Source organism: Inquilinus limosus DSM 16000, assembly GCF_000423185.1.
GTDB classification, from domain to species: Bacteria; Pseudomonadota; Alphaproteobacteria; order DSM-16000; family Inquilinaceae; genus Inquilinus; species Inquilinus limosus.
On sequence record NZ_AUHM01000039.1, the window covers coordinates 26,677 to 52,937 of the forward strand.

General features: G+C 69.8%; 26 protein-coding genes. 9 read left to right on the forward strand and 17 right to left on the reverse strand.

Annotated elements, in window-relative coordinates; translation table 11 throughout:
• Positions 1-7 precede the first annotated feature (7 nt).
• Genes G537_RS0126625 through G537_RS0126640 form a run of 4 tightly spaced genes read right to left on the reverse strand, consistent with a single transcriptional unit; the run spans position 8 to position 4,839 of the window.
• Positions 8-943 carry a putative B6 ABC transporter permease subunit 1 gene (locus G537_RS0126625; protein WP_026872689.1) on the reverse strand — a complete coding sequence of 312 codons (936 nt, stop codon included), beginning with the start codon at positions 941-943 and terminating at the stop codon, positions 8-10.
• Positions 944-945: 2 nt separating this feature from the next.
• Entirely contained in the window at positions 946-2,040 is a 1,095-nt protein-coding gene (locus G537_RS0126630; protein ID WP_026872690.1) for a putative B6 ABC transporter permease subunit 2, read from the reverse strand.
• Complete coding sequence (locus G537_RS44785; RefSeq protein WP_026872691.1) at positions 2,037-3,746, reverse strand: ABC transporter ATP-binding protein; 1,710 nt, start codon at positions 3,744-3,746, stop codon at positions 2,037-2,039. Before G537_RS44785 ends, G537_RS0126630 begins: the two co-directional genes overlap by 4 nt.
• A 52-nt stretch (positions 3,747-3,798) precedes the next feature.
• Complete coding sequence (locus G537_RS0126640) at positions 3,799-4,839, reverse strand: putative B6 ABC transporter substrate-binding protein (protein WP_026872692.1); 1,041 nt, start codon at positions 4,837-4,839, stop codon at positions 3,799-3,801.
• A 118-nt stretch (positions 4,840-4,957) separates the two neighbouring features.
• Here G537_RS0126640 and G537_RS40085 point away from each other — a divergent pair, with 118 nt between their 5' ends.
• Entirely contained in the window at positions 4,958-5,383 is a 426-nt protein-coding gene (locus tag G537_RS40085; protein ID WP_051249176.1) for a hypothetical protein, read from the forward strand.
• Position 5,384: 1 nt separating this feature from the next.
• Here G537_RS40085 and fhmpcd1 read toward each other — a convergent pair whose 3' ends face one another.
• From fhmpcd1 to G537_RS40095, 9 genes are all read right to left on the reverse strand, one after another.
• The gene (gene fhmpcd1, locus G537_RS0126650) at positions 5,385-6,320 is read right to left on the reverse strand and encodes a 5-formyl-3-hydroxy-2-methylpyridine 4-carboxylate 5-dehydrogenase (protein WP_026872693.1); all 936 of its coding nucleotides are present in this window, start codon (positions 6,318-6,320) and stop codon (positions 5,385-5,387) included.
• A gap of 16 nt (positions 6,321-6,336) precedes the next feature.
• The gene (locus G537_RS0126655) at positions 6,337-7,335 is read right to left on the reverse strand and encodes an ABC transporter substrate-binding protein (protein WP_026872694.1); all 999 of its coding nucleotides are present in this window, start codon (positions 7,333-7,335) and stop codon (positions 6,337-6,339) included.
• Positions 7,336-7,370: 35 nt separating this feature from the next.
• Positions 7,371-8,174, reverse strand: coding sequence for an ABC transporter permease (locus G537_RS40090; RefSeq protein WP_034853128.1), 804 nt, complete (start codon positions 8,172-8,174; stop codon positions 7,371-7,373).
• Positions 8,171-9,007 (reverse strand): ABC transporter ATP-binding protein, encoded by an 837-nt coding sequence (locus G537_RS0126665; protein ID WP_026872695.1) that lies wholly within the window; start codon positions 9,005-9,007, stop codon positions 8,171-8,173. The genes G537_RS40090 and G537_RS0126665 overlap by 4 nt, the downstream gene beginning before the upstream one ends.
• 62 nt (positions 9,008-9,069) lie before the next feature.
• A complete protein-coding gene (locus G537_RS0126670; protein WP_026872696.1) occupies positions 9,070-9,675 on the reverse strand; it encodes a glutathione S-transferase family protein in 606 nt (201 codons plus the stop codon).
• Positions 9,676-9,691: 16 nt separating this feature from the next.
• Positions 9,692-10,093 carry a RidA family protein gene (locus G537_RS0126675; protein WP_081689064.1) on the reverse strand — a complete coding sequence of 134 codons (402 nt, stop codon included), beginning with the start codon at positions 10,091-10,093 and terminating at the stop codon, positions 9,692-9,694.
• An 11-nt stretch (positions 10,094-10,104) separates the two neighbouring features.
• Positions 10,105-11,232 carry an LVIVD repeat-containing protein gene (locus tag G537_RS0126680; protein WP_026872698.1) on the reverse strand — a complete coding sequence of 376 codons (1,128 nt, stop codon included), beginning with the start codon at positions 11,230-11,232 and terminating at the stop codon, positions 10,105-10,107.
• Between the two features lie 73 nt (positions 11,233-11,305).
• Positions 11,306-12,448, reverse strand: coding sequence for a cupin domain-containing protein (locus G537_RS0126685; RefSeq protein ID WP_026872699.1), 1,143 nt, complete (start codon positions 12,446-12,448; stop codon positions 11,306-11,308).
• 33 nt (positions 12,449-12,481) lie between these two features.
• On the reverse strand, positions 12,482-14,209 hold the full coding sequence (locus G537_RS40095; RefSeq protein WP_211230519.1) for a GMC family oxidoreductase: 1,728 nt from the start codon (positions 14,207-14,209) through the stop codon (positions 12,482-12,484).
• A gap of 254 nt (positions 14,210-14,463) precedes the next feature.
• On the opposite strand from G537_RS40095, the gene G537_RS42425 reads away from it, so the two are divergent.
• Entirely contained in the window at positions 14,464-15,180 is a 717-nt protein-coding gene (locus tag G537_RS42425; protein ID WP_081689065.1) for a FadR/GntR family transcriptional regulator, read from the forward strand.
• A 32-nt stretch (positions 15,181-15,212) separates the two neighbouring features.
• Positions 15,213-16,727 carry a GMC family oxidoreductase gene (locus G537_RS0126700; RefSeq protein WP_026872700.1) on the forward strand — a complete coding sequence of 505 codons (1,515 nt, stop codon included), beginning with the start codon at positions 15,213-15,215 and terminating at the stop codon, positions 16,725-16,727.
• A 95-nt stretch (positions 16,728-16,822) separates the two neighbouring features.
• Here G537_RS0126700 and G537_RS0126705 read toward each other — a convergent pair whose 3' ends face one another.
• From G537_RS0126705 to G537_RS0126720, 4 genes are read right to left on the reverse strand one after another with little or no spacing between them, the layout of a single operon-like run.
• Positions 16,823-18,082: an ABC transporter substrate-binding protein gene (locus G537_RS0126705; RefSeq protein ID WP_026872701.1), complete on the reverse strand. Its 1,260-nt coding sequence runs from the start codon at positions 18,080-18,082 to the stop codon at positions 16,823-16,825.
• 59 nt (positions 18,083-18,141) lie between these two features.
• Entirely contained in the window at positions 18,142-19,212 is a 1,071-nt protein-coding gene (locus G537_RS0126710) for an aldo/keto reductase (RefSeq protein ID WP_425402307.1), read from the reverse strand.
• A complete protein-coding gene (locus G537_RS0126715) occupies positions 19,196-19,552 on the reverse strand; it encodes a TIGR04076 family protein (RefSeq protein ID WP_026872703.1) in 357 nt (118 codons plus the stop codon). The genes G537_RS0126710 and G537_RS0126715 overlap by 17 nt, the downstream gene beginning before the upstream one ends.
• A complete protein-coding gene (locus tag G537_RS0126720; RefSeq protein ID WP_026872704.1) occupies positions 19,545-20,255 on the reverse strand; it encodes a GntR family transcriptional regulator in 711 nt (236 codons plus the stop codon). The genes G537_RS0126715 and G537_RS0126720 overlap by 8 nt, the downstream gene beginning before the upstream one ends.
• 158 nt (positions 20,256-20,413) lie before the next feature.
• Between G537_RS0126720 and G537_RS0126725 the strand changes: the two genes are divergently transcribed.
• The 6 genes from G537_RS0126725 to G537_RS0126750 all read left to right on the forward strand — a co-directional run bounded on the left by G537_RS0126725 (position 20,414) and on the right by G537_RS0126750 (position 26,245).
• Positions 20,414-21,214 (forward strand): ABC transporter ATP-binding protein, encoded by an 801-nt coding sequence (locus G537_RS0126725; protein ID WP_026872705.1) that lies wholly within the window; start codon positions 20,414-20,416, stop codon positions 21,212-21,214.
• The gene (locus tag G537_RS0126730) at positions 21,214-21,948 is read left to right on the forward strand and encodes an ABC transporter ATP-binding protein (RefSeq protein ID WP_081689066.1); all 735 of its coding nucleotides are present in this window, start codon (positions 21,214-21,216) and stop codon (positions 21,946-21,948) included. Before G537_RS0126725 ends, G537_RS0126730 begins: the two co-directional genes overlap by 1 nt.
• Entirely contained in the window at positions 21,945-22,856 is a 912-nt protein-coding gene (locus G537_RS0126735) for a branched-chain amino acid ABC transporter permease (protein ID WP_026872707.1), read from the forward strand. Before G537_RS0126730 ends, G537_RS0126735 begins: the two co-directional genes overlap by 4 nt.
• Positions 22,853-23,857 carry a branched-chain amino acid ABC transporter permease gene (locus tag G537_RS0126740; protein WP_026872708.1) on the forward strand — a complete coding sequence of 335 codons (1,005 nt, stop codon included), beginning with the start codon at positions 22,853-22,855 and terminating at the stop codon, positions 23,855-23,857. Before G537_RS0126735 ends, G537_RS0126740 begins: the two co-directional genes overlap by 4 nt.
• Entirely contained in the window at positions 23,841-25,304 is a 1,464-nt protein-coding gene (locus tag G537_RS0126745; protein WP_026872709.1) for an aldo/keto reductase, read from the forward strand. Before G537_RS0126740 ends, G537_RS0126745 begins: the two co-directional genes overlap by 17 nt.
• Positions 25,305-25,627: 323 nt before the next feature.
• Positions 25,628-26,245, forward strand: coding sequence for a hypothetical protein (locus tag G537_RS0126750; RefSeq protein ID WP_155888794.1), 618 nt, complete (start codon positions 25,628-25,630; stop codon positions 26,243-26,245).
• Positions 26,246-26,261 lie beyond the last annotated feature (16 nt).

The following is a 26,261-nucleotide window of genomic DNA, read 5'->3' on the forward strand; positions in this document are numbered from 1 at the left end:
GAAGGGATCAGCGGGCACCTCGGACATAAGGCAGGCCCAGCGCCGCGGGCAGGCTGGCGCGTCGGCCGAACAGCACCAGCACCGCCATCACCGCGGCGAAGGGCAGCATCTGGATCACGTCGGTCGGCACGTCGACGCCGGCGACCTGCAGCGCGGTGGTCATCGACAGGCAGGCGCCGAACAAGAGGGCGCCGAGCAGCACCCAGACCGGCCGGCCGCGCGCCAGCATCGCCAGCACGATGCCGATGAAGCCGGCGCCGTTGGTCATGAAGGGGATGAACAGCCCGGCGCCGATATTGGCCAGGAAGGCGCCGCCGATGCCGGCCAGCGCGCCGGTCGCCAGCACCGCGGCGGTGCGGACGCCGATGACGTCGACCCCGGCGGCATCCAGCGCCGCCGGCTTGTCGCCGGCCGCCTGGAGGTCGAGGCCGAGCGCGGTGCGCCGGAACACCCAGGCCAGGAGGAAGGTCAGTGCCACCGCGAGATAGACCACCGGGTGCCGGTCGAACAGGGCTGGGCCGATCACCGGGATCGCCGACAGGAGCGGGATCGGCAGGGTGGCGGCACCCTCCAGCCGAGGGTAGCTCTGGGCGAACTGGAAATAGTGGAGCAGGGCGGTCATGCCCTCGGCGCCCAGGGTCAGGGCGATGCCGATGACGATCTGGTTGAGGCCGAGCCGGACGCAGAGCAGCGCCATCAGCAGGGCGACCAGCAGCCCGCCGCCCGCGCCGCCGAGGAACCCCAGCCAGATCGAGCCGCTGGAGAAGGCGACGAGGAAGCCGAGATAGGCGCCGGCCAGCATCATGCCTTCGATGCCGACATTGAGCACGCCGGCCTTCTGCGAGATCTGCTCGCCCAGCCCGGCCAGCAGCAGCGGTACGCCGGCGGTGATGGCGCCGAGCACCAGCGAGGTCAGGAAGGCCTGGGTCAAGAGCCCGTCCATGCTCAGGCCCCCCTCCGTTCGCGGCGCCGGTGGTCGACATATTCGACCAGCGCCAGGACGATCAGCAGGATCGCCATCACCACCAGGGTGAAGAAATGCGGCACGCCCAGCCGCCGCGCCGCGCTCTCGCCGCCGATCGACAGCACCGAGAACAGGAAGACGAAGGCGATGCTGGCGAAGCCGTTGAACCGGGCCAGGAACACCAGCGGGATCACCGCCAGGCCGTAGGCCGGGTTCCAGTCGGCGCGGACATTGCCCTGCACGCCGATGATGTCGACCGCGCCCGCCATGGCCGCGAGCCCGGCCGAGATGGCGAAGACGGCGACGGTCAGCCGCGGCACCGGCAGCCCGGCATGGATTGCGGCGCGGGCATTGGCGCCGACCACCCGCAGCTTCAGCCCGAAGGCGGTGCGGGTCATCATCAGATGGACCAGGACCACGGCGACGAGGCCGAGTACGAGGCCGCCGCTGATGGTGGTGCCGAACAGCCGCGGCAGCCGGTCGTCCACCGGCAGGGTTCGGGTCTGCGGCACGGTCGTCGCCGGGTCGCGGAAGGCCAGCTTCACCAGCACATTGGCGAAGGAGGTGCCGAGGAAGGTCATCATCAGCGTGGTGATGATCTCGTTCACCCCCTGATAGGCGCGCAGCAGCGCCGGCAGCAGCGACCAGGCGGCGCCGACCGCCGCGGCCAGGACCAGGCACAGCGGCAGCGCGATCCAGCCCGGCAGCGCCGCTGCCAGAGGCGGCCCGGCCGCGGCGACGATCACCGCGGCCAGCAGGAACTGGCCGTCGGTGCCGAGATTCCAGATGCCGGCCCGGAAGGCGACGATCAGCCCGGCGGCGAGGAGCAGCAGCGGCGCCATCCGCGACAGCGACGCCTGCAGCCCGAGCCAGGACAGGAGGCCGCGCTGCAGCACCAGCCCGTAATAGGCCAGCGGGTCGGCGCCCAGCGCCAGGAGCACGCCGCCTGACAGCAGCAGGGCGGCCAGGATCGGGCCCAGCGTCACCAGAGCCCAGTGCAGGGCGATGCCGGCCGCGCCGGGCGATGCCGGCGGCTTCTGCACGGGGGCCGTGCCGTTCACCGTGTCGACCGTCATGACGCCGCCCCGATCATCAGCTCGCCGACGCGCCGCCGCGCATGGTCGTCATTGGCCACCGTGCCGGCGATACGGCCGCGCGACATCACCGCGATCCGGTCCGCCAGCTCCAGCAGCTCCTCGAGGTCGGTGGAGATCAGGATGGTGGCGACCCCGGCATCGGCGGCGTCGCGGATCCGCCGCCGCGCGGCGAGCGTGGTCTGCAGGTCAAGCCCGTAGGTCGGCTTGCTGTAGATCACCACCCGGGCGGCGCCGGACAGCTCGCGCGCCAGCAGCACCTTCTGGATGTTGCCGCCGGACAAGCGGCCGACCGGCGTCCGGATGCCCGGGGTCCGCACGTCGAAGGCGGCGACCAGGGCGCGGGCATGGCGGTCGATCTCGTCCGGCCGCTCCAGCCCGCGCGACCAGAACGGGGCCTCGCCGATCTGCTTCAGCAGCAGGTTGAGGGAGACGGGGAAGGGGCCGACCGTACCCTCGCCCAGCCGGTCGTCGGTGACGTAGCGCAGGCCCAGCCGGCGGCGCGCGCCGACATCCAGCCGCTCGATCGGGCAGCCGTCCAGCAGCACCGTGCCGCCGCTCGCCGGCCGCTGTCCCGCCAGCGCTTCGGCGAGCTGCTGCTGGCCGTTGCCGTCGATCCCGGCGATGCCCAGGATCTCGCCCGGCGCCACCTCCAGCGCGATGTCGGCCACCGCCGCCGAGCCCTGCCCGGGCACGCTCAGCCCCTGCACAACCAGAACTGGTGCGCTGTCTTTTATTGCCCCCCCTCCCCTTGCGGGAGGGGGGTAGGGGGAGGGGCCTGCGCGCGTCTGCGCGCGAATGGGCAGAGGACCGAACTCGCCGTCCGCGGATAATCCAGGCCGGGTCGAGCCGAGAGAACCCCCTCCCCCTATCCCCCTCCCGCGAGGGGAGGGGGGACTCAAAGAAGGCGAGGGGAGGGGGGACTCAGAAGAAGAACCGAACATCAGATGCACGATCTCGGTCGTGGCTGTGCGCTCGTCCAGCGTCCGCAGCCGCTCCGGCGGGATCTCGCCGACCTTGCGGCCGAGGCGGAGGATCGAGATGCGGTCGCCGAAGTCGAAGGCCTCCTTCAGCTTGTGAGTGATGAAGACGACGGCGATGCCGCGCCCGGCCAGCCGCCGCATCAGCGCGCCCAGCTCCTCCACCCCCTTCGGCGTCAGCATCGCCGTCGCCTCGTCCAGGATCAGCACCCGGCTGCCGCGCAGCAGCGCGCGCACGATCTCGGCCTGCTGCTGCTCGCCCAGCGACAGCGCGCCGGTGACGGCCTGCGGGTCGATCGACAGGCCCAGCCCCTCGGCGGTGCGGCCGAACTCGGCCGCCAGCCGGGCGCGGTCGGGCCGGCGCCACCAAGGCCGGCCGAGCGCCAGATTCTCCACCACGGTCAGGGTCGGGGCCAGCATGACGTGCTGGAACACCGTGCCGATGCCGAGGCCGAGCGCATGGCGGGGCGAGGCGATGGCCTGCTCGCGCCCGTCGACCAGGATGGCGCCGTCATCCGGCTGCAGCAGGCCGGACAGCATCGCGATCAGGGTCGATTTGCCGGCCCCGTTCTCGCCCAGCAGCACATGCACCTCGCCGGGCCGAACCGCCAGATCGACCTGGTCGTTGGCGACGACCCCGGGGAAGCGCTTGGTGATGCCGCGCAGCGCGATGATCGGCGCGCCGGGTTCCGGTGATGATGCGGTCATGGATCCGTCGTTCCGCGGCCCGCCGGGATGGCCCGGCGGGCTCCTCGCGAGCTTACTGCGCCGTTGCCGACACGTCCGACATCAGCGCCCGGACCGCCGCCGCCTCCCAGACCGGCTCGACCTTCAGTTTGCCGCTGACGATGTCGGCCTTGATCGCCTGCAGCTGGGTCCAGACATCGTCCGGGATCGCCTTGGTCTTCAGCAGTTGCACGGAATCGTCGGCCAGCCCGATGGCGTAGTGCTTGGTGCCGAAGCTGCCGGCCTTCAGGTCCGCGATCATCGCCGCATAGACCGGGGTGATGTTCCAGATGACGGAGGACAGCAGGTTGCCCTTGTCGATGCTGGACTTGTCGCCGATCACGTCGATGAAATAGACCTTGCCGCCGTCCGTCGCCTTGCTGGTCTCGACCGCCTGGATCATGCCGAAGCTGGACCCGTTGCCCTGGCCGAAGATGATGTCGGCGCCGGCCGCAATCACGGATTCCGTCACACGCTTGCCGCCCGCCGCATCGCTATAGGCGGCCGGGCCGATCACGGCATAGCGGATCTTCACCGCCGGCTTCTCCGCCTTCACGCCCTGGGCGAAGGCGGCGGATTGCGAGTTCCACGACGGCGGCTCGCCCGACACCACGATGCCGACCGTGCCGGTGCGGGTCATCTTCGCCGCCAGCCGCCCGGCCAGATAGGCGCCCTCATGGCCGCTCAGCGTGTAGTCGGCGATCAGCCCGGGCTTCAGCAGGTCCGGGCGGTCGACGATCGCCACCGGCACGCCGGTCTCGGCCGCGATCTCGGGGGCGGAGGTGTTGTAGCCGCTGGCATGGGCGATCAGCAGGCTGGCCCCGTCCTCCACCAGCTCGCGCATCGTCGGCCGCACATCACCATAACCCAGGCCCTCGGCCACGGTGACCTGCACCCCTGCCTTATCGCCGGCCGCCTTGGCCGCGGCGACGCCCTGCTGGTTCCAGCCGAAATCGGTACCCTGCTCCGGCGTCAGGATGGCGATGCTCTTGACCTCCGCGGCGCCTCCCACGGTCGAGGCCAGCGCCAGCATCAGCGCGCCGAGGCTGGCTCTGATCATCATGGATTTCAACATGTCTCGGCTCCCTGTTTGTTGTTTCGGAAGTGCAAATACATTCTTTGTATTTGCTTATTGTGATGTCATCTTCATTTAGTATTGATCTTGTCGCAAGTCAGCCTTCTGGAGCGGTTCGATGGTGCAGTTCCGGTCTCGCAACCTGCTGTCGACCGCCCTGGCGCTCATGGCACTGCCGGCCTTCGCGGCCGGGCATGGGCCGGAGGAGCTGACCGAACGGGTGTTCCGGGCGGAGAACCGCGGCGACGGCCAGATCGCCTGCGGCGCCGCCATCGCCCATTGGTACTCGGTCGATCTCGGCCAGGCCGGGCCGGGCGGCGCGGTCAGCGCCCGGCTGTGGTTCGATCCGGCCGGCGGCGCGGTGTACCTGCTCAACGACAGGCAGGATCGGTTGCCGGTCGAGGCGCTGTGGTGCGGCGTGGCCGGCCGCAGTTGGGCGACACGCAGCCCGATCGACCTGCCGCGCCATGCCGGCCCGGTCGCCGCACGGGCGGCGATCGCGGTGGGCTGCGCGCCGGAAGGCGACCGGCTGGTCTGCCGCTGACTCATCCGTCCCGCCCCTCCAGGATCCGCCGCACGGCGACCAGGCGCCGGGCGCGCTCCGCCTGCAGCTCGCGAATCTGCTCCGGCGTATAGGGGAAGATGCCTTCACCGCTCTTGATCCCCAGCTTGCCGGCCCGGGTCCGTTCGGTGACGTAGTCCGCCACGTCGCGGCGGTCGGACAGGTCGGCATTCAGGAAGCTGGCCACCGAGTGGTAGATGTCCAGCCCCGCCATGTCGAGCAGCCGCATCGGCCCGACCACGGCGAGCTTGTAGCCGATGCCCCAGGACACGCAGGTGTCCATGCCCTCCTCGTCGATCACACCCTGGTCGACCAGATCGATCGCCTCGCGCAGCAGGGCATAGAGGATACGGTTCTCGACGAAGCCCGGCACATCCTTCTTCACCACCACCGGTAGCAGCTTCAGCGACCGGATCAGGTCGGCGATGAAGGTGACGGTCGCAGGCGCGGTGTGCTTGCCGGCGATCACCTCGATCATCGGAATGATGTGCGGCGGGTTCGACCAGTGCATGCCGACCAGCCGTTCGGGATGCGACAGGAAGCCTTGCAGCGTCGTGATCGGGATGCCGGAGGTGTCGGAGGCGACGATGGTCTCGGCCGGCAGCAGCGGGGCCAGCGCGCGGTAGACCTCGGCCTTGATCTCGACCTTCTCCGGCACGTTCTCGATCACGAGGCCGGCTCCGGCGACCGCCCCGGCCAGGCCCTCGTGGAAGCTGACCGTGCCCTCGCGGGAGTCCGGCGGGGTGATGCCCAGCCGGTCCAGCACCGAAGCCGCCTGCGGGATCGCCGTGCGGGCGCGCTCGATCGCGGCCGGCGCCACATCGTGCACCCGGACATCCATGCCGCCGCGGGCGAGCGTCGCCGCGATCCCCGGCCCCATCGTGCCGAGGCCGATCACCGCGACCTGAAGGCTCGGCATCGTCGTCCTCCTTCGCTCAGGGCTTCAGATAGGCGTCGGTGAAGGCGGCGTCCGCCGCCACCGTGCCCTTCAGCGCGCCCTGGTCGGTCAGCACCTTGATCGTCTTCGTCCACTTCTCCTGCGTCATCCAACCCAGGCCGTTGGCTTCGGTGTCGGCGTCCGTGAAGGTGTGGTCGATATCGGCCTGCAGCTGCGCCGCCAGGACATTCTCCTTGCCGGCATAGCCCGGCGCCGCCTTGGCCGTGATCGCCGCGGCCTCCTTCGGGTTCTCGGCGGTGAAGCGGAAGGCCTCGAGATAGGCGGCGACGAAGCGCTTCACCACATCCGGCTTGTCCTTGAGCATGGCCTCCGAGGTGAACAGGCCGGAGCCGTAGACGTCGTAGCCGTAATCGGCGCCGAGCAGGATGCTCAGCGACCCCGGCCCGCCTGCCTTGGCCTCCAGCTCCGGCACCTCGGCATCGATGTAGCCCGGCACCGCGTCGACCCGGCCGAGCAGCAGATAGCTCTCATAGGGCGGCGACACGCTGCTCATCTTCATGTCGGCCTCGGCCATGCCGTTGGCCGCCAGGAATGCCTTGAAGAAGATGTAGGTCGACCCCGCGGGATGGATGCCGATGTTGAGGCCCTTGATGTCGGTCGGCGCCTTCAACTGGTGACTCTTGGCCAAAGCGATGATGCCGAGCGGCGAGCGCTGGTTGACCGCGGCCAGCGCCACCACCGGGACATTCTGCGACCGCGCCACGGCCAGGGTCGGCAGGTCGCCGAAGCCGAACTCGGCATTGCCGTTCGCCACCAGCCGCATGGCATCGGGCGACCCGGTGCCCTTGCGGATCTCAGTGACCTCGATTCCGTTCTGGGCGAAATAGCCCTTTTCCTTGGCCACGAAGAACATGGCGTGGTTGCCACGCACCACCCAGTCGAGCTGGACGCTCACCTGGTCGGCGGCCAGGGCCGGGGCCGCCAGGACCATCGCCGCCAGGCCCGCCAGGGCTCCACAGACCGATCTCCTCACCATCATCAGCCTCCCGCGGCCTTTCGGATTCGCTCGGATCAGGCGGACCGCAGCGCCGGATCGAATTTCGGCGCCCAGGGCACCACCAGCCGCTCCAGCAGTTCCATCGCGTAGTAGAAGACGACCCCGACCACCGACACGACCAGCAGCGCCGCGAACACCATCGGCGTGTCCAGCTGGGTCGAGGCGAACTGGATCAGGTAGCCCAGGCCCGCCGAGGCGCCGGCGAATTCGCCGACGATCGCGCCGATGACGCTGAAGGTGACGGCGATCTTCAGCCCGGCCATCAGCTGCGGCAGGGCGTAGGGGATCTGGATGCGCAGCAGGATCGTGGTCCGGCTGGCACCGACCGAGCGCATCAGCGACAGCAGCCCGGGCTCCGCCGCCTCCAGCCCGGCCAGCATCGACAGCGTCACCGGGAAGAAGGCGATCACCAGGATCAGCCCCACCTTCGGCGCCAGGTCGTAGCCGAACCACAGGATGAAGATCGGCGCCAGCGCCACCTTCGGCACGGTCTGGAACAGCACGATCAGCGGATACAGCGCCCGGCCCAGCAGCCGGAACCGGGCGATGATCATGGCCAGCGCGATGCCGACCACGGCCGCGACCAGGAAGCCGACCAGGATCTCGACCGCGGTCACCCGCGTCGCCTCCAGAAGCGGCCCGGCCTCACGCATGAGAGTCGCCCCGATCGCCGAGGGCGCCGGCACGATGAAGCTGGAGATGCTGAAGACCCACACCGCCGCCTCCCAGGCCGCGATCGTGGCCAGCAGCAGCACGACGGCCGGCAGCCATGCCGATGTCGCCGCGCTCCGGCGGGCGAGGATCGTGGCGCCGTTCATGGCTGCCCCCTCATCGCATGGCTCTGGACCAGCAGCGACCGCAGCCGGCTCTCCATCGCCCGGAAGCGCGGATCGGCGTAGCTGTCCTCGCCACGCGGATAGGGCAGGGGGATCTCGATGCTGTCGATGATCCGGCCCGGGCCGACGCCCATGACGTGGACGTGCCGCGACAGCAGCACCGCCTCATCGATCGAATGGGTCACCAGGACGATGGTCTTGCCGGTGCGCTCCCAGATCTCCAGCAGCGATCGGCTCATCTCCTCCCGCGTGATCGCATCGAGCGCGCCGAAGGGCTCGTCCATCAGCAGGATGTCGGGCTCCAGCGTCAGCGCGCGGGCGATAGCGACGCGCTGGCGCATTCCGCCGGACAGCTGGCTCGGCCGCTTGGCTTCCGCATCCTCCAGCCCGACCAGCCGCAGCATCGCCCGCGCCCGGTCCAGCACCTCGGTCCGGGACAGGGATTTGTCCGCCACCTCGCGCAGCAGGGCCGCGTTGTCGAGCGCGTTCTTCCAGGGCAGCAGGTTCGCGTCCTGGAACACCAGACCGATGATCCGCCGCCGCACCGCCTCCTCGGGCGGCAGCCCGGCGACGCGGACCCGGCCTTCGGTCGGCGGCAGCAGGCCGGCCAGCACCTTGAGCAAGGTGCTCTTGCCGCAGCCGGACGGGCCGATCAGGCAGACGAAGGATCCCCGGGGCACGGTCAGGCTGATATCGCGCAGCACCTGCTGCCGCACGCCGAGAATGTCGAAGGTCACCGACACGCCTTCGGCCGCGATCTGGGCCGCGTCGGTCGTCGCCGCCGCCGGGGGCTCCTTCAGTCTCGCCACGGGCATGATCCAGCTCTTCCCATCCGGTCCATCCCAACCCGGGCCCCTTTGGGCCTGTCCTCAGCAACTCACCCCGCCGTTGCCTTGCGGAACGCCGGCCGGGCCTCGAGCGCCGCCATCCAACGGTCGAGATTGGCGAAGGCGGCCGGCCGGTCGATCGGGAAGCCCAGGCAGCGCTTCAGGATCGGGCCCAGCGCGATGTCGGCGAGGGTCAGGCGGCCCAGCGCGAACCAGTCCCGCCCGGCCAGATGCCGGTCGGCGATCGCCAGCAGCTCCGCCAGCTCCTTGCCCTGCGCCGCGAACTCCGCGCCGCGCTCCTCCGGCGGCTTCTTGGCGTCCTTGAAGATGGCGACGTAGAGGCTGTTGACGCTGGCCAGCAGCCAGTCCATCCAGCGCTCGACGTCGGTCTTCTCGGCCGGGGTCGCGCCGGTCAGGGCCGGGCCGTGCAGCGCCGCCAGATACCGCAGGATGGTGTGCGACTCCCAGATCACGGTGCTGCCGTCGACCAGGGTCGGCACCTTCATGTTCGGGTTCAGCGCCCGGTATTCGTCGGTCAGGGTGTTGCCGAACTGGCGGCCGTAATCCTCGCGCTCATAGGCGACACCCAGCTCCTCCAGGAGGAACAGCACCTTCTGCACGTTGCCGGAGGTGTGCCGGCCCAGCAGTCTGATCATTCTTGCCTCCCGAACTTCACGCACCCTTCAGTGGGCGGTAGGCGATGGCGTCCATCTCGATCTTGGTGTTGATCACGGCGCGCGCCTCGACGGTGGTCCGCGCCAGCGCCGCGTCCTTGAAGTATTCGGCGAAAATCTTGTTGTAGCGGCCGAAGTCGCGGGCATCCTCGAGATAGGTCGTGACCCGGACGACATCGGCCAGAGTCGCACCATCCTCCGCCAGAACCCGCTGGATCGCCTCGATCGTGGCCCGCGTCTCCTCCTCGATCGTGCCGTGGACCATGTTGCCCTCGGCGTCCTTGCCGACCTGGCCGGAGACGAAGATGAAGTCGCCGGCCCGCACCCCTGGATGGAAGGGCAGGTTCGGATTCTTGCGGCCGATGGCGTAGCGCTGCGCGGCGTCTGCGGTGTCGGACAAGGCAGCCCCCTTCAGAAGACGCTGGTTTCGATGATGTCGACGCCGTTGATCCGGTCGATCAGATAGATCAGGCCGCGGTCGTCGATGGTGACGTCGTTCGACGACGCCCGCTCCTCGCCGGCCGGCGGGTCGGGCAGGAAATGGCCGACCTCGCGCGGGGCGAAGGGGTCGGCGATGTCGACCAGCCGCAGCCCCTGCGCGAACCAGGCGAAGGGGATGATTGTGCCGGTGAAGCGCTCCGACGGCTGATGGCAGCCGGTCATCGGCGGCTGCGGCGACCCGTCCCGGTCCAGCCCCGGCACCTGGAAGGTCGCGATCGGCAGCGGCAGCCGCTCTTCGGTGATGTCGTAGATCCAGGCGAAGGCGGGCGGCGACGGCCGCAGCTTGGCCACGTCCTCGTCGGCCACGACCATGATCTTGCGGCCCTTCAGCGGCTGCGGGACCGGCAGGCAGGTGTGGGTCGGGTGCGGGAAGGACGGGCTGGTGTTCAGCTGCGAGATCAGCTTCGGCCGCGCCATGTCGGCGATGTCGAGGATGAACAGCCCGTGGTGCCAGTAGCTGACATAGAGCCGGTCGCCCGCCCGGATCGGGTGGTGGCAGCGCGGCGGCACCCATTCGGCCCAGGGGTATTCCTCGTCCCCGCCGGTCCACTGGCCGGGGATCCACCAGCGCCCGACCTCGACAGGCCGGGCCGGGTCGATCAAATCGAGGATCATCACGATGTTGCCGACATAGCCTTCGGCGGTCGGCGAGATGTAGGCGTAGCGGCCGTCGAAATCGTAGCGGTGGACGCCGCGGCCGGCGGTCATCCATTTCGAGATCAGCCTGGGCGTGCTGGGCCGGGACACGTCGTAGATCGCGATGCCGCCGCCGAAATCCGCCGGGCCGCTCTGCCCCAGCTTCTCGTGGTTGACGATCATGATGTCGCCCTTCACCCGCACCTTGTGCGAATGCCAGCCCTCAGGCAGCTCCAACCGCGCGATCACCTTCGGGTTCCGGGGATCGGCGACGTCGACGATGGTCGTGCCGCTCGGCGACCGCATATGGCCGATATAGAGCGTTGTCCCCTCGACCCAGACCTGGCCGCCGCCGGGACAGTCGATATGTGAGACGAGGGTCGTGTTGGCGGAACTCGGCAAGTTGGCCTCGGAATCGTTCGGGGAGAGGAGAGGCCGGCGGGACGCCCGGACGCTGTCGGACCGGGGCGGTCCGTCAGATCATGCGGACCACGTCGCCGCTGATGTCGCGGCCCCATTTGTGGAACAGGCCGAAGGCCTTCAGCGCCGGCTCGTCGCTGGCCACGAACAGGATCGCGGGCTCGGTGTCGGACCCGTTCACATGCTCGCACCAGGATCCGCCGGGCACCGCCAGCGTGTCGAATTCGGTCCAGTCGAAGCGCTTGCCGTCGACCATGGAATGGCCGCTGCCCTGGAAGGGCGCCACCAGCAGGCTGGCGGTCTGGCGCAGCGGCCGGGTCCGCTCGCCCGGGCGCAGCATCTGGGCGAAGAAGGTGATGGTCTTGAACACCGGCCCGCCGGTCAGCGGGTCGACATATTCGATCATCAGCGCCTCGTACGGGTCGCCGTCCCAGTCCTTGAACCGCTCCAGCTGCTCCCGCATCGCGTCCCAGCGATAGACATACATCGGCGACGACAGGCCGGAGCCGCGGTGATGGTCGATGAAGCGCGGCCGCAGCCCGCCGGCGCCGTAGACACGGGCGGAATAGTCGCTGGGGAAGCGCGCGGTCTGCACCTTCTTGAGGACGCCGTCCTCGGCGTAGTCGTGCTCGAAATAGACCGCGTTCAGGGTCTCGACCAGCGGCAGGTCCAGGACCGACAGATTGACCGCCGGCTCGTCGCCCGTGTTGCCATGGTTGTGCCAAGCGTCGACCGGCGTCAGCACCATGTCGCCCGGGCCGAAGGTGATGTCCTCGCCCTCGACCCCGGTAAAGTTGCTCTTGCCGGTCAGGCCGAAGCGGATGGCGCTGGGCGAATGCCGGTGCGGCGGCATCACCTCGTTCGGGTCGTTCAGGCGATAGGCCGTGTACATGGTGCTGACCGTCGCCCGCCGCGGCGACAGGCCGGGATTGACCAGGATCAGCGAGCGCCGCTCGGAATCGTCCATGTGGATCAGCTCGGCGGAGCGCTTCAGGATCGGCGCGATATCTTCCTTGTAGCTCCACAGGAAGGGCACGGCCTTCTGGGTGCCCATCAGCTGCCTGATCTCGTCGTGATCGACATCGGTCGAGCTGGCCCAGAACGGGAACATGTTCTTGTTGAAGACGTCGTCATAGAGCGCCTTCAGGGCGGCGTCGCGATTGGACGCGGCCGGCGCCGTGGCGCGTGTGTCCGTCATGTCGCTCCCCTGTCTCGGATCGTTTGTCCGTTCTTACCCACGACCGTATGCCCTCTGGCCGACCGTTTCAACCATATTGTTTGGTTGTGATGTATTTGGTTGATGATTGGTTGGCTCATTGGTCGGGATCGAGGCCGGCGCCAGCGTCGGCACGCCGCGGATCAGGTCGGCGGCGCGCTCGGCGATCATCAGCACCGGGGCGTTGATGTTGCCGCAGGTCAGGTCGGGCATCACCGCGGCGTCGATCACGCGCAGCCCTTCGGCGCCATGCACCCTGAGCTGCGGGTCGACCACCGCCCCGTCGTCGGCCGACACGCCCATGCGGCAGGTGCCGAGCGGGTGGTGCACGGTGATCGAGGTGGCGCGGATATAGGCGTCGATCTCGTCATCCGTCGCTTTGGCGGCCCCGGGCGCGGATTCACGGGCGACGAAGCGCTCCATCGGGCCCTGCGCCATCACCTCCCGCGCCATCCGGATGCCGGCACGGAGGCTGCGCCAATCCGCGTCGCTCGCCAGGAAGTTCTGGCGGATGACAGGCGCCGCCATCGGATCGGCGGAGGCAAGAGAAACGGTGCCGCGGCTCTCCGGTTGGATCGCCACCACGCGGCAGGCGAAGGCATCCGTGAAGGGCTGCTTGAACGGCTTGAAATAGGGCCAGGCGCCGAGCGGCGCCGCGGTCAGCAGGAACTGCACGTCGGGCAGCGCCAGCTCCGCCCGGGTCTTCAGGAAGGCCACCACGCCACCGGGCACATCGGCGGCGAAGCCTTTGCCGAAGGCATAGGCCTTGCCGAGCTCGACCGCGATCCGGTCGGCCCGCATCATCCGATGGAACGGCCCCGGCTCGCGCCGGTGGTACATCAGGATGGTCGAGACATGGTCCTGCAGGTTGCGGCCGACGCCCTTGAGCGGGATGCGGGTGCCGATGCCCTGCGCCGCCAACTGATCAGGGTCGCCGATGCCGGACAGCATCAGCAGCTGCGGGCTGTTGATGACGCCGCCGGACAGGATCACCTCGCGATCCGCCCGGGCCGTGCGCACCTGGCCGTCCTTGACGTATTCGATGCCGACCGCGCGGGTCCCCTCGAACAGGATGCGGGTGGCCATCGACCCGACCGAGACCGTCAGGTTCGGCCGCCGCAGCGCCGGGCGCAGATAGGCCGTCGCCGCGCTGCAGCGCCGCCCGTCTCGGATCGTCATCTGCAGCCGGCTGAAGCCCTCCTGCCGGGCGCCGTTGTAGTCCTCGGTCCAGCCATGCCCGGCTGCCTGCCCGGCGGCGGCATAGGCCTCGAGCAGCGGGTCCTGGTAGCGGCAGTGCTGCACCCGCATCGGGCCATCGCCGCCGCGCCAGGCATCGGCGCCGCCTTCCCAGGATTCGAGCCGCCGGAAATAGGGCAGGGCGTGGGCATAGGACCATTCCTCCAGCCCGGAGGCGGCCCAGCGGTCATAGTCGCCGCGATTGCCGCGGACATAGGCCATGGCGTTGGTGGAGGAGGATCCGCCGACCACCTTGCCGCGGGCGCATTCCACCTTGCGGCCGCCGACACTGGCCTCGGGTTCGCAGAAATACATCCAGTCGTGCAGCCGCTTCTGCAGGATCTTGCCCCAACCCAGCGGGATGTGGATCCAGGGGTCGCGGTCCCAGCCGCCGGCCTCCAGCAGCAGCACGCGCCGGGCGGGATCCTCGCTCAGCCGGGCGGCGAGGACGCAGCCGGCGGAGCCGGCGCCGACGATGATGGTGTCGTAGCCTGCGGCGGGGGTCACGGCGCCACCCGTTCCGTCGGGCCTGCCGACCATGGACGGTCAGCCGGTTGTCCGGGCATCGGAAGCCTCCTGTCGGGGTCGCGCCGGTCTGGGCGGCGCTTGGCGGAACAACTCGACCACTGCCAACCATTCTTGTCAACCATCGCAAATGGTTGCTATGGTGGCGCATGTGGTCGAGACTGCCGATGCCGTGGCTGCGGTGTGGCCGACCGCCGGAACAGACGCCAAGAACGAAGCAAGCCAGAGGGACCAGGATGAACCGATCGGCGCCTTCCGATCACCAGAACGCCGACGATCAGACGCCAGATCCCTCCACCCGCGACGACAGCCTCGCCGAGATCGTCGCGGCGCTGCGCGGCATCCTGGCCGAGGAAGGCGGCACGCCTTCGGAGCGGGCGCTGGCGGAGCGGCTGAACGTCAAACGGCACCGGCTGCGCCGGGCCCTCGACCAGCTGCGCGCGGCGGGAGAGCTGGGGCCGGCGCGGACGGGGCGGCCGCGGACCGCGGCGCCGCGGCGGGGCGACGATCTCGCCCGCGACACCAACCCGGTCGAGATCATCGAGCTGCGCATGATGCTGGAGCCGGCGCTGGCCCGGCTGGCTGCGCTGCGCGCCTCGCCTCTGGAGATCATGCGGATCCAACGTGCCGCCAGCACGCCGCCCGGTGCCTCCGCCGGAGCGGTCGACCTGGCCTTCCACAAGGCGGTCGCGGCCGGCGCCCGCAACAGCCTGGCGACCGAGCTCTACGCGCTGATCCGTCAGGTGGCGACCGACGCCCGGCTGCGCTTCGGCAACAGCGACAACCCGAGCTGCCCGAACCGGCTGCGGCAGCGCGACGCCGAGCACAAGGCGATCGCCGACGCCATCGCCGCACGCGATCCGGACGCGGCGGAGCAGGCGATGCGGGCCCATCTCGGGGCGGTGCAGCGCCAGATCCTCGACCGCCTGGGCCCCGGCATGGCCGTGGCCTGACGCCTTTCCTCCATTTTTGGCGGAGCACCACCATGGCCGGTTTCGACGTGCTGGTGATCGGCGCCGGCTCCGCCGGCTCGGTGGTGGCGGCGCGGCTGAGCGAAGATCCGGCCTTGTCCGTCGGGCTGATCGAGGCCGGGGCGATGCCGTCCGACCCCGACATCGCCGTGCCCGCGCAATGGCCCTTCCTGCAGGGGCGGTCCTACGACTGGGCCTATCGCACGGTGCCCCAGCCGGGCACCGCCGGCCGCGTCCACGGCTGGCCGCGCGGGCGGATCGTCGGGGGCTCCAGCTGCCTGCACGCCATGGCGCATGTCCGCGGCCATCCCGACGACTTCGCTCCCTGGGCCGCGGCGGGCGGCCCGGGCTGGTCCCATGAGGCGCTGCTGCCCGCCTTCCGCCGCAGCGAGCGGTTCTCCGGCGGGGCGTCGGCCGTGCATGGCGATGCCGGTCCGCTCGACGTGCTGCTGCCGGACGAGCAGGTCCATCCGCTGATCCACGACTACATGGCGGCCGGCCTGGCGATCGGCGCGCCCTGGCTGGGGGACCACAACGCCGGACCACTGGCCGGCGTGGCGCCGAACCAGCTGACGATCCGCGACGGGCGCCGGGTCAGCGTCGCCGATGCCTATCTGGCGCCGATCCTCGGCCGTCCGAACCTGACGCTGCTGACCGGCGTCCTTGTCCACGACCTGGTGCTGCGGTCCGGGCAGGCCTGCGGCGCGCGGATCACCCGCGATGGCGCGGAGGAGACGGTGACCGCGGATCGGATCGTGCTCTGCGCCGGCGCCGTCGCCTCGCCGCTGCTGCTGATGCGCTCCGGCATCGGCGATCCGGAGGTCCTGCGCGGCGCGGGCATCGCCTGCCGGCACGATCTGCCGGAGGTCGGCCGCAACCTGCACGACCATCTGCTGGCGGCCGGCAACGTCTATCGCGCCCGGCGGCCGGTGGCGCGGTCACAACTCCAGCACTCGGAATCGCTGATGTATCTGCACAGCGACGACCCATCCCGGCAGGAGGGCGCGCCGGATGTGGTCCTGGCCTGCGTCGTGTTGCCGGTGGTGACCGAGGCCTTCGACCGGCCGGCGGCCGGTGCCGCCTACACCATCATGTGCGGCGTCACCCATCCGACCAGCCGCGGCTCGGTCCGGCCCGGCGGGCCTTCGGTCACGGACGAGCCGGTCATCGATCCCGCCTATCTCTCGACCGAGCACGACCGCCGGACCCTCCGCGCGGCGCTGCGCCTGGCCCGCAGGGTCGGACGGACGGCGCCGCTCGCCGAATGGAGCGACGGCGAGATCCTGCCCGGTCCGGCGATGGAGGCGGACACGGATCTCGACGCCTTCCTCGCCAGGGCGGCGATGACCCATCACCATCCGGTCGGCACCTGCAGCCTGGGGCCGGTGGTCGACGGCTCGCTGCGGGTGCGCGGCATCGACGGCCTTTTCGTCGTCGACGCCTCGGTCATCCCGTCCATCACGAGTGGTCCGATCAATGCTGCGGTGATCGCGATCGCGGAACTCTGGGCCGCCGCCAGGGGGCGATGAGCACGGGGCGGGCCACACACCACCTCGATCAACACGCAGCGATCTGCATCAGCTTCGCTGGTGCCCCGATCGTCTTTCTCGCGTCCCGGCGTGATCTACTTCGCCAGCTCGGCCTTGATCTTGTCGACCTCGGCGGCGCTCATCTCGCCGATGGTCGTGACCTTGCCGTCCTGGATCCGCCACAGCCGGAACGGGCCGGTGATGTCGCCGTACGGGTCGAAGGACACCGGGCCGATCACGCCTTCGTATTTGATCGGCTTGCCGTCCTTGATCAACTGCAGTGCCTTGGCGAACTCGTCCCTGCCGGCATGGATCGGCGTGCCGCCCTCGGCCACCACCTGCGGGATCGCGGCCTTGATCGCCGCGGCATCGGGCTTGCCGGCCTTGGCAATGGCCAGTGCAACGATGGCGCCGGCGTCGTAGGCTCGGTCGGCCGCCGGCGCGTCCGGCTTGATGCCGCCGGAGAACGCCTCATAGGCGCCGGTGAAATAGTCGGTCGAGGCAGTCCTCGTCGTGCCCGAGGAGGTGCCGTAGGCGTCGTTCAGATACTGCGCGCCGACGGCTTCGATGAAGTCGCCCGAGTTCATGCCGTCATTGAGCAGGAATTTCTGCGGGCCGCCGCCCGAGATCCAGGCGCGGGCGATGGTGGCGCCGTCGACCGGGGTGCTGACCAGGTACAGCGCCTCCGGCTCGCCCGCCATGGCCGCGCTGGCTTCGGCGGAATAGCTCGACTGCTGCTCGTTGTAGGGCGTGGTCGAGGTGATGGTGCCGCCGAGCTTGGTGTAGGCGGCCGAGAATTCTCGGACGATGTTCACGCCGAAGTCGTTGTTGACGTGGATGATGGCGATCTTCTTCAGGCCCTGGTCGAGGGCGTATTTCGCCGCCGCCGAGCCCTGCAGCGCGTCCGAGGTGATGGTGCGGAAGAACACGCCGTTGGTCTTGCCCTGCTTGCCCAGCGCGGTCAGCGTCGGCGAGGAGGCGGCGGGCGACACCTGCACCACCCCGGCCGGCGCCGTCACCGAGGTCAGGATCGGGATCGTCACCGAGGAGATGATGCCGCCGATCACCACCGGCACCTTCTTGATGTTGACCAGCTGCGTCGCCTGATCGACGGCGACGGTGCCCTGGCTCTGGCTGTCACGGGTGTCGGTCACCAGCCTGCAGCCGGCGGCGCCGCCGGCCTCGTTGATGTCCCGGAACGCCATCTCGACGGATTTGGCACCGGCCTGGCCATAGGCGCCGGCCGGGCCGGTCAGCTCCATCACCACGCCGACGGTAATGTCGCAGGCAGCGGCCGGCAGCGCCGGTGCGGCGACGGCCGCCACCAGGGCAGTGGTCAGAAGGATCCGTTTCATCGCTGTTCTCCCTGTTTGATTGGGCCGGCGATCTGCGCCGGCCGTTGCTTTGACGAAGGTCAGGCGGCGCCCTTGTTCAGATTGTATTTCATGATCGCGCCGTGGCGGCCGTGGCGGTCGCGCTCCAGCGTGTAGACGTCGCCCTCGATCTCGCGCGCCCCGGCCATCGCCTCGGCGATCAGGGCGTGGTCCGCCTCGGTCAAGGCGAGATGCGAGATGGCGAGATTTGCGGCGAGGTGGTCGCGGTTGCGGGCGCCGACGATCACCGCCGCCACGCTGGGCCGTCCGAGCATGGCGGCGCTGGCCACCGTGGCGATGTCGGTGCCGTGCCGGTCGGCGACCCGGCGCAGCGACTGCAGCAGGGCCTGAAACAGGTCCCAGCCGCCGAGATCGTCGATGATCAGCTTGTATTTGACCAGTGACCGGTTCTCCAGCGGCTCCCGCGGCTCCGCCGCGCCGAGCCAGCGGTCGCCGAGGAAGCCGCCGGCGACCGTGCCGTAGCAGAGGAAGGAGACGCCGTGATCGGCCGCGGCCTCGGCCATCCGCCGTTCCGGCCGGCGGTCGAGCAGCGAGTACTGCACCTGCATGGCGGTCAGCTTCACGCCGGCCCGCACGATCTCCAGCATGTGGTCGGTGTCGAAATTGGTGCCGCCGATCTTGTGGATCTTGCCGGCGCGGCGCAGCTCCTCCAGCCACAGAGCCGCCTCGCGCCAGCGCGGCGCCGCGTAGTCCCACCAGTGGAACTGTACGAGGTCCAACCTCTCCAGCCCCAGGCGCCGCAGCGACTGGTCGATCACGGCTTCGACATCGGCTTTGCGGATGCGCGGCAGGATATCGAGATCGGGCACGAACTTGGTGTGCACCTTGATCCGGCCCAGCGCCTCCGCCCCGCGCAGGTCGCGATAGCGCTGCCGGAAACGGCCGATCATCTCCTCGACCCCGGTGTAGATGTCGGCGCAGTCGAAGGTGGTGATGCCGGCATCGGCGAAGGCCACCATGTCGGCCACCGGGTCGTCGCTGCGCACCGTGCCGTGGCCGCTCGACATCTGCCAGCCGCCGCGGATCACGCGCGAGATCTCGTAGTCCGGGGCCAGCCGGATCCTCTGCATGCTCTTAGCCTCGGTCGTCATGAAGCGGCACCGCGGTGGTCGCGGCATGGCTGAACCGGCGCCGGCCGGTCCGGGTGATGCGGAAGCGCGACGAGCAGTTCGGATCGGGGCAGGCGACCTCGGCATCCGTCGTCATCCAGTCATTGGCATGGGTCGGGCGCTGCTTGGCTGGCAGCAGCGGCAGCAGCGCCGCCAGCGAGTAGATCGAGAAACCCTGGCCCGGCGGCAGGTGCAGCATCTCGCCGCGCAGCTCGAAATAGTCGCCGACCTTGGCGCCGCAATAGATCGGCCCGCCTTCCGGCGCCGTCACCTCGACCCGCAGGTCGTATAGCTCGAAGCTGTCGTCGCGTGTGTCAGCCATAGGCTCTCTCCTCGGCATCCTCGGCGTCGAGCCGCCCGCGGATCAGGCGGAAGGAGCGGGTGATGTCGCTCGTCAGCGCCTGGGTCGCCCCGCCGGCATCGCCGCGCTCCAGCGCCTCGATCAGCTCCCAATGGTAATGGGTGGCCGGGATGTCCCGCTGCTCGTCATGGATCTGCGCGGCGGCGCGGACATAGGGGCCGGACTGCAGCCACAGGCTCTCCACGATCGGGATCAGCACGGCCGAGCCGGCGGCGCGGTAGATGGCGAAGTGGAAGTCGTGGTTCAGCTCCGACGTCCGGTGCGCCTTGTCCGGATCATCGCTGCGGAAAGCCTCCTCGCACGCCACCGTGAGCTCGCGGAGGCGGGCGAAATCCTCTTTCGCCAGGTTGGGCAGCGCCAGCGCCGTCACCTGGCCTTCGATCAGGCAACGGGCGCGGGCCAAGTCGTCCAGCCGCTCGCGGGTGATCAGCGGCACCCGCACCGAGCGGTTGGGCAGCGCCTCCAGCGCCTGCTCCGAGACCAGGCGGCCCAGCGCCTCGCGCACCGGCATGGTGCTGGTCCGCAGCGTCCCGGCCAACTCGACGATGCGCAGCACCTCGCCGGCGTCGAACATGCCATGGATCAGCGACCGGCGCAGCTCGGCATAGACCCGGTCGTGCAGCGTCTCGCGTCCGACCGGCGACAGCGTGCGGCGTCGACTCATTCGGCCGCATCCATGCGAGATACCGTGTGTCGCTCGTCCCGATCGGGCATGGGCCCTCCAGGCTGTGGCCCTTTGCTGACTGCCCCAATTTTCTACTTGCCATCCCGTCGGCTGTAAACTTTGATCAAACATCACATATCAATATTGGTCCGAGGCGGATGCAGCCTGCCGCACATGCCCCGAACGCTTCCGCCGGCGCGCCCGCGATCGAGGGGCGCGGCCTGGTCAAGCAGTTCGGCGGGCTGCGGGCGGTGGATGGCATGTCGATCGCGCTCCACCGCGGCGAGATGCTGGGGCTGATCGGCCCCAACGGCGCCGGCAAGACCACTCTGTTCAACCTGCTGGCCGGCAGCCTGGCGCCGAGCGCGGGCTCGATCCGGATCGCCGGCCGGACGCTGTCGCACCGGGGGCCGGAGCAGCGCATCGCCCATGGCGTGGCCCGCACTTTCCAGATCCCGCGCCCCTTTGCGGAGATGACGGTGCTGGAGAACGTCCTGACCGGCGGCCAGCGGCAGGCGGGCGAGCGGATCTGGCTGAACCTCGTGCGGCCCGGCCGCGTCGCCGCCGAGGAGCGGGCGGCGGTGGAGAAGGCGCGGGCGCTGCTCGATTTCGTCACCCTGTCGCATCTGCAGCACGAGCCGGCGCGCGTCCTGTCCGGCGGCCAGCGCAAGCTTCTGGAGTTGGCGCGCGTGCTGATGGCGGATCCGCAGGCGATCCTGCTCGACGAGCCGGCGGCCGGGGTCGCCCCGGCGCTGCTCGACCTCATCATCGACCGGATCCTCGAGCTGAACCGGCAGGGACGGTCGATCCTGCTGATCGAGCACAATATGGAGATGGTGGCGCGGCTGTGCGGCCGGGTCGTGGTGATGGCGTCGGGCCGGTACCTGACCGAGGGCGCGCCGGACGAGATCGCGCGCAACCCGGCGGTGGTCGACGCCTATCTCGGCGGGGTGGCGTGATGGACGCTGCCCTGTCGACCCGGAACCTCGTCGCCGGCTACGAGCCCGACCTGCCGATCGTGCGCGGCGTCGACCTGCGCGTGAAGGGAGGCGAGCTGGTGGTGCTGCTGGGGCCGAACGGCGCCGGCAAGTCGACCCTGGTCAAGGCGATCGCCGGGCTGGTTCCGGTCCATTCCGGCACGGCGGCGCTGGGGGCCGCCGACATCACCGATGTGCCGGCGCATGAGAAGATCCGACACGGCCTGGCCTTCGTGCCGCAGACCGAGAACATCTTCGCCACGCTGTCGATCCACGACAATCTGCGCGCCGCGGCCGACATCCTGCCGAAGGAGAGGCGCGCCCGCCGCATCGCCGATCTCTACGCCATGTTCCCCGACCTCGCCGCGCGGCCGTCGCTCCGGGCCGGCCAGCTCTCGGGCGGCCAGCGCCAGATGCTGGCGGTGGCCCGCGCCCTGGTGGTCGAGCCGTCGGTGCTGATCCTCGACGAGCCCTCGGCCGGGCTGTCGCCGAAGATCGTCGCCGAGGTCTTCGCCCGGCTGCAGGCGATCAACCGGGCCGGTGTCACCATCGTGCTGGTGGAGCAGAATGTGAAGGCGGCGCTGGCGATCGCCGACCGGGCCGTGATCCTGGTGGAAGGGCAGGTGCGCCACGAGGGTCCGGCCGCCGAGCTCGCCGACGACCCGATCGTGGCCGAGCTCTATCTCGGCGCCCGCCGCCACGGGGCCGCGCCATGACCCCGCAGGTGATCATGGACGGGCTGATCACCGGCGCGATGATCGGGCTCGGCGCCATCGGCGTGACCCTGACCTATTCGATCCTGCGCTTCGCCAATTTCGCGCATGGCGAGCTGCTGTCCTGGGGCGCCTATGCCGCCTTGGCCGCCGCCGGCGCGCTCGGCTCCGTCTCCGGCGGGCTGCTGGCGCCGATCGGGCCGTTCTCCTTCGGCTGGGCGCTGCCGATCGCGGCGCTGGTCGCCGTGGCGCTGACCGGCGGGCTGGCGCTGCTGGTCGACGCGCTGCTGTTCGGCCACCTGCGCGACCGGCGCAGCAGCGTCATCATCCTGGTGATGGCCAGCTTCGGCGCCGCTCTGACGCTGCGCAGCCTGCTCGAATTCATCTTCACCTCGAAGCCGGCCTACTACACCAAGGCGCTGCAGATCGCCCTGCCGCTCGGCGGCGGCCTCCGGGCCACGCCCGATCAACTGCTGTCGCTCGGCGTCGCCGCCGTCCTCGTCCTCGCCGTGCACCTGATGCTGACTCGCACCGCCACCGGCCGCGCCATGCGTGCGGTCAGCGAGAATCCGCAGCTGGCCGGCGTCGTCGGCATCGATGTGCGCAAGGTTGTGCGCACCGTCTGGCTGATGGGGGCGGGGCTCGCCGCAATCGCCGGCATCTTCGCCGGGCTCCTGGTCCAGATCCGGCCGCAGATGGGGCTCGACCTGCTGCTGCCGCTGTTCGCCGCGGCGATCCTCGGCGGCATCGGCAGCGTGCCCGGCGCCATGCTGGCGGGGCTGGTCGTCGGCTTGGCCGAGGCGGTGGCCGTGCCGCTCGTCGGCGGCGAGTGGCGCGCCGCCGTGTCCTTCGTCGTCCTGGTGCTGGTGCTGCTGATCCGCCCGCAGGGCCTGTTCGGGAGGGCGGAATGAGCGTCGAGCTGGTCGCCTATGGCTGCTTCTTCCTGACCATGGCGCTGACCTATGCCGTGATGTGCCTGGGCCTCAACCTGCAATGGGGCCAGACCGGGCTGTTCAATGTCGGCGTCGCCGGCTTCGTCGCGATCGGCGCCTATGTCTCGGCGCTGCTGACCACGCCGGACGCGCCCGACCGCTTCGGCGGCTTCGGCCTGCCGATCGTCGTCGGCTGGCTCGGCGGGGCGCTGGCCGCGGCCCTGATCTCCTTCCTGATCGGGGCGCTGACCATCCGGCTGCGGGCCGACTATCTCGCCATCGCCACCTTCGGCGTCGCCGTCACCATGCAGCTCTGCGCCCTCAACCTGGTCTCGGTGACCGGCGGGCCCTTCGGCATCGGCTTCATCCCGCGGCCCTTCGCCGACATGGCCGGCGACCCGCTGCTGTTCGGCCTGGCCAATCTCGGCGTGCTGGCCGCGGTGGTCCTCGGCCTCTATCTCGCGCTGGAACGGCTGGTGCGCAGCCCGTGGGGCCGGGTGCTGCGGGCGATCCGCGAGGACGAGACGGCGGCCCGGGCGCTGGGCAAGAACGCGCGGGCGTTCCGACTGCAGGCCTTCGCCATCGGCGGCGGCATCATGGGTCTGGCCGGGGCGGCGCAGGCGCATTTCATCGGCTTCATCGCGCCCGACAACTACCTGCCCCGGCTGACCTTCCTGGTCTGGGCGATGCTGATCGTCGGCGGCTCCGGCAACAACCGCGGCGCCATCCTGGGTGCGGTCTTCGTCTGGGGCCTGTGGGCGGCCTCGGGCGGCGCCATCTCGGCCCTGTTTCCGCCCGACCAGCAGGCGCGCGCCGCCGCGCTGCAGATCGTCATGATCGGCGCCGCGCTCTGCGCCGTCCTGCTGCTGCGCCCGCGCGGCATGCTGGGCGAGGACCGCGTGGTGTCGCGCCATCTCGGCCGGCTGTCGGGCGCCGGCCGGCCTGTCAGCGAGGAGACGTCCCGTGCCGGAAACCCCTGAGCGCATCGATCTCGGCCCCGGGCTCTCGATCAGCCGGCTGGTCTGCGGGCTGTGGCAGGTGGCGGACCTGGAGAAGGACGGCACCACGCTCGACCCCGAGCGCAGCGCCGACGCCCTCGACGCCTACGCCCGAGCCGGCTTCGACACCTTCGACATGGCCGATCACTATGGCAGCGCCGAGCTGATCACCGGTCGGCTGCTGGCCCGCCGCGGGAAAGGCGCCGAGCGGCCGCTCGCCTTCACCAAATGGTGCCCGGAGCCGGGGCCGATGACGGCCGAGGTGGTCCGCCGCGGCGTTCAGGACCGGCTCGATCGGCTGGGCGTCGATCGGGTCGACCTGCTGCAGTTCCACTGGTGGACCTTCGAGCATCCCGCCTGGCTCGACGCGCTGCACGAGATGGCGCGGCTCCAGGCGGAAGGGCTGATCGGGGCGATCGGCGTCACCAATTTCGACGCCGCGCATCTGGCCGTGGCCCTGGCCGACGGCGTGCCGATCCTGACCAACCAGGTGTCGTTCTCGCTGATCGACCGCCGCGCCGCCGGCGCCCTGTCCGAGCTGTGCCGGGCGAAAGGCGTGAAGCTGCTGGCCTACGGCACGCTGTGCGGCGGCTTCCTTTCGGACAGATGGCTCGGGCGGTCCGAGCCCGCCTCGATGCCGGACTGGAGCCGCTCCAAGTACAAGCGCTTCATCGACGCGGCCGGCGGTTGGGGCGTGTTCCAGGGCATCCTGCAGGCCGCCGCCGAGGTCGCGAGGAAGCACCGCGTCTCCCTCTCCAACGTCGCGACGCGATGGGTGCTGGAGCATGAGGCGGTCGCAGCCGCCATCATCGGCGCGCGGCTGGGCCAGAGCGAGCACCGCGCCGACAATCTCGGCGTCTTCGGTTTTGCGCTCGATGCCGAGGACAGGGGGCGGCTCGATGAGGCCTTCGCCGCGGCGACGCCGATCCCGGGCGATTGCGGCGACGAGTACCGCCGCCCGCCCTACCTGACGGCCTCGGGCGACCTCAGCCACCATCTCGACGCCATCCCGCCGATCTATACGGCGGAGCCGGTGCCCGGCCGGCCGGACCGGCTGCGGGTCTCCTCCGGCAGTGTGTGGGAGCCGATCGCCGGCTACAGCCGCGCCGTGCGGGTGAAGGACTCGATCCGCGTCTCCGGCACCACCGCCACCCATGGCGGCGACCGCTGCGTGGCGCCGGGAGACGCCGGGGCACAGACCACCTATATCCTCGACAAGATCGCCGCCTCGATCGCGGCGCTCGGCGGATCGATGGAGGATGTGGTGCGCACCCGCATCTATCTGCGCGACGCGGCGAAATGGGAGCCGGTGTCGCGGGCCCATGGCCGGGTGTTCGGCGCGATCAAGCCGGCCAACACGCTGGTCCAGGCCGGCGACCTGGTCGGCGACTACGAGGTCGAGATCGAGGCCGAGGCGGTCGTCTCGTAAGAGGGTTCAGAAATCATAAGCAGCTCACATCAATCTTGGACTGTGCTGTTGGCCCGCATAGCTGGGCTTTTGCATTGGAGATCCGATAGCGAGCCTGGAAGGATCAATTCTCGTGAGCCGGCGGGTGTCTGCGCAGTCCCACCGAAAGGCTCGGCCCTTCCCGCCGAAGCTCAGCCTTGCCGCCAGTCCCGACCAGATGAGGGCAGGCGTGATGCACGGAATGCGAATCGATCTGCAGAGATTCGGACACGTTCTCTTTGTCCCCGGAAGTATGTGGACATGAATAATTGCCGGAAATTTTGCGAGATGGAGCTTGAAAAGTCATGGATCGAGGCTCCGAGCCGATTTCATGCCAGAAACGCTTTCCCAAACTCGACAAAACCAAGATCCTGCACTTCCCACGCCGAGATCTGACGAGACACCCTGCAGGCGATCCGGATGACCATCTCTCGCAGGTCGACCGATGCATGTCGGGAGGCCATCGAGAGGCACCGTTGATCGTCTACCATCCCGATGGCGCGCCGAAGTCAGAATGGTGGTTCAGCGTGGATGGTGCCCACCGAACCGACCGGCCCGCTTATGTCCGCCACAACAGGGACGGCAGCCGGGTGGAGCACTGGTATCTGCATCATCGTCGGCACCGGACCGACGGGCCTGCCGTCATCGAATGGATGAAGGACGGCAGTGTGCGGTGCTCCAAATGGTGGGTCGCCGGCAGGGAGGTCACGGACATCGCGGAATCCTTCCTGGCCGAATCGGAAGCATCCTGGCCGTTCGACGAGGTGGATGAACGCATCTTTCTGCGTCGGTGCGTGTACGAGCTGCGCGCTCGCGACCCGGGCGCGGAGACCATGAGGCGGGAGCCGATCCTGGTCGGGATGGGGCTGGCCAGCCTGTTCTGGCTGCCCGTGATCGTGACGGTCGCGCTGCTCTGGGCCTAGCCCGGATTTCTCTTGC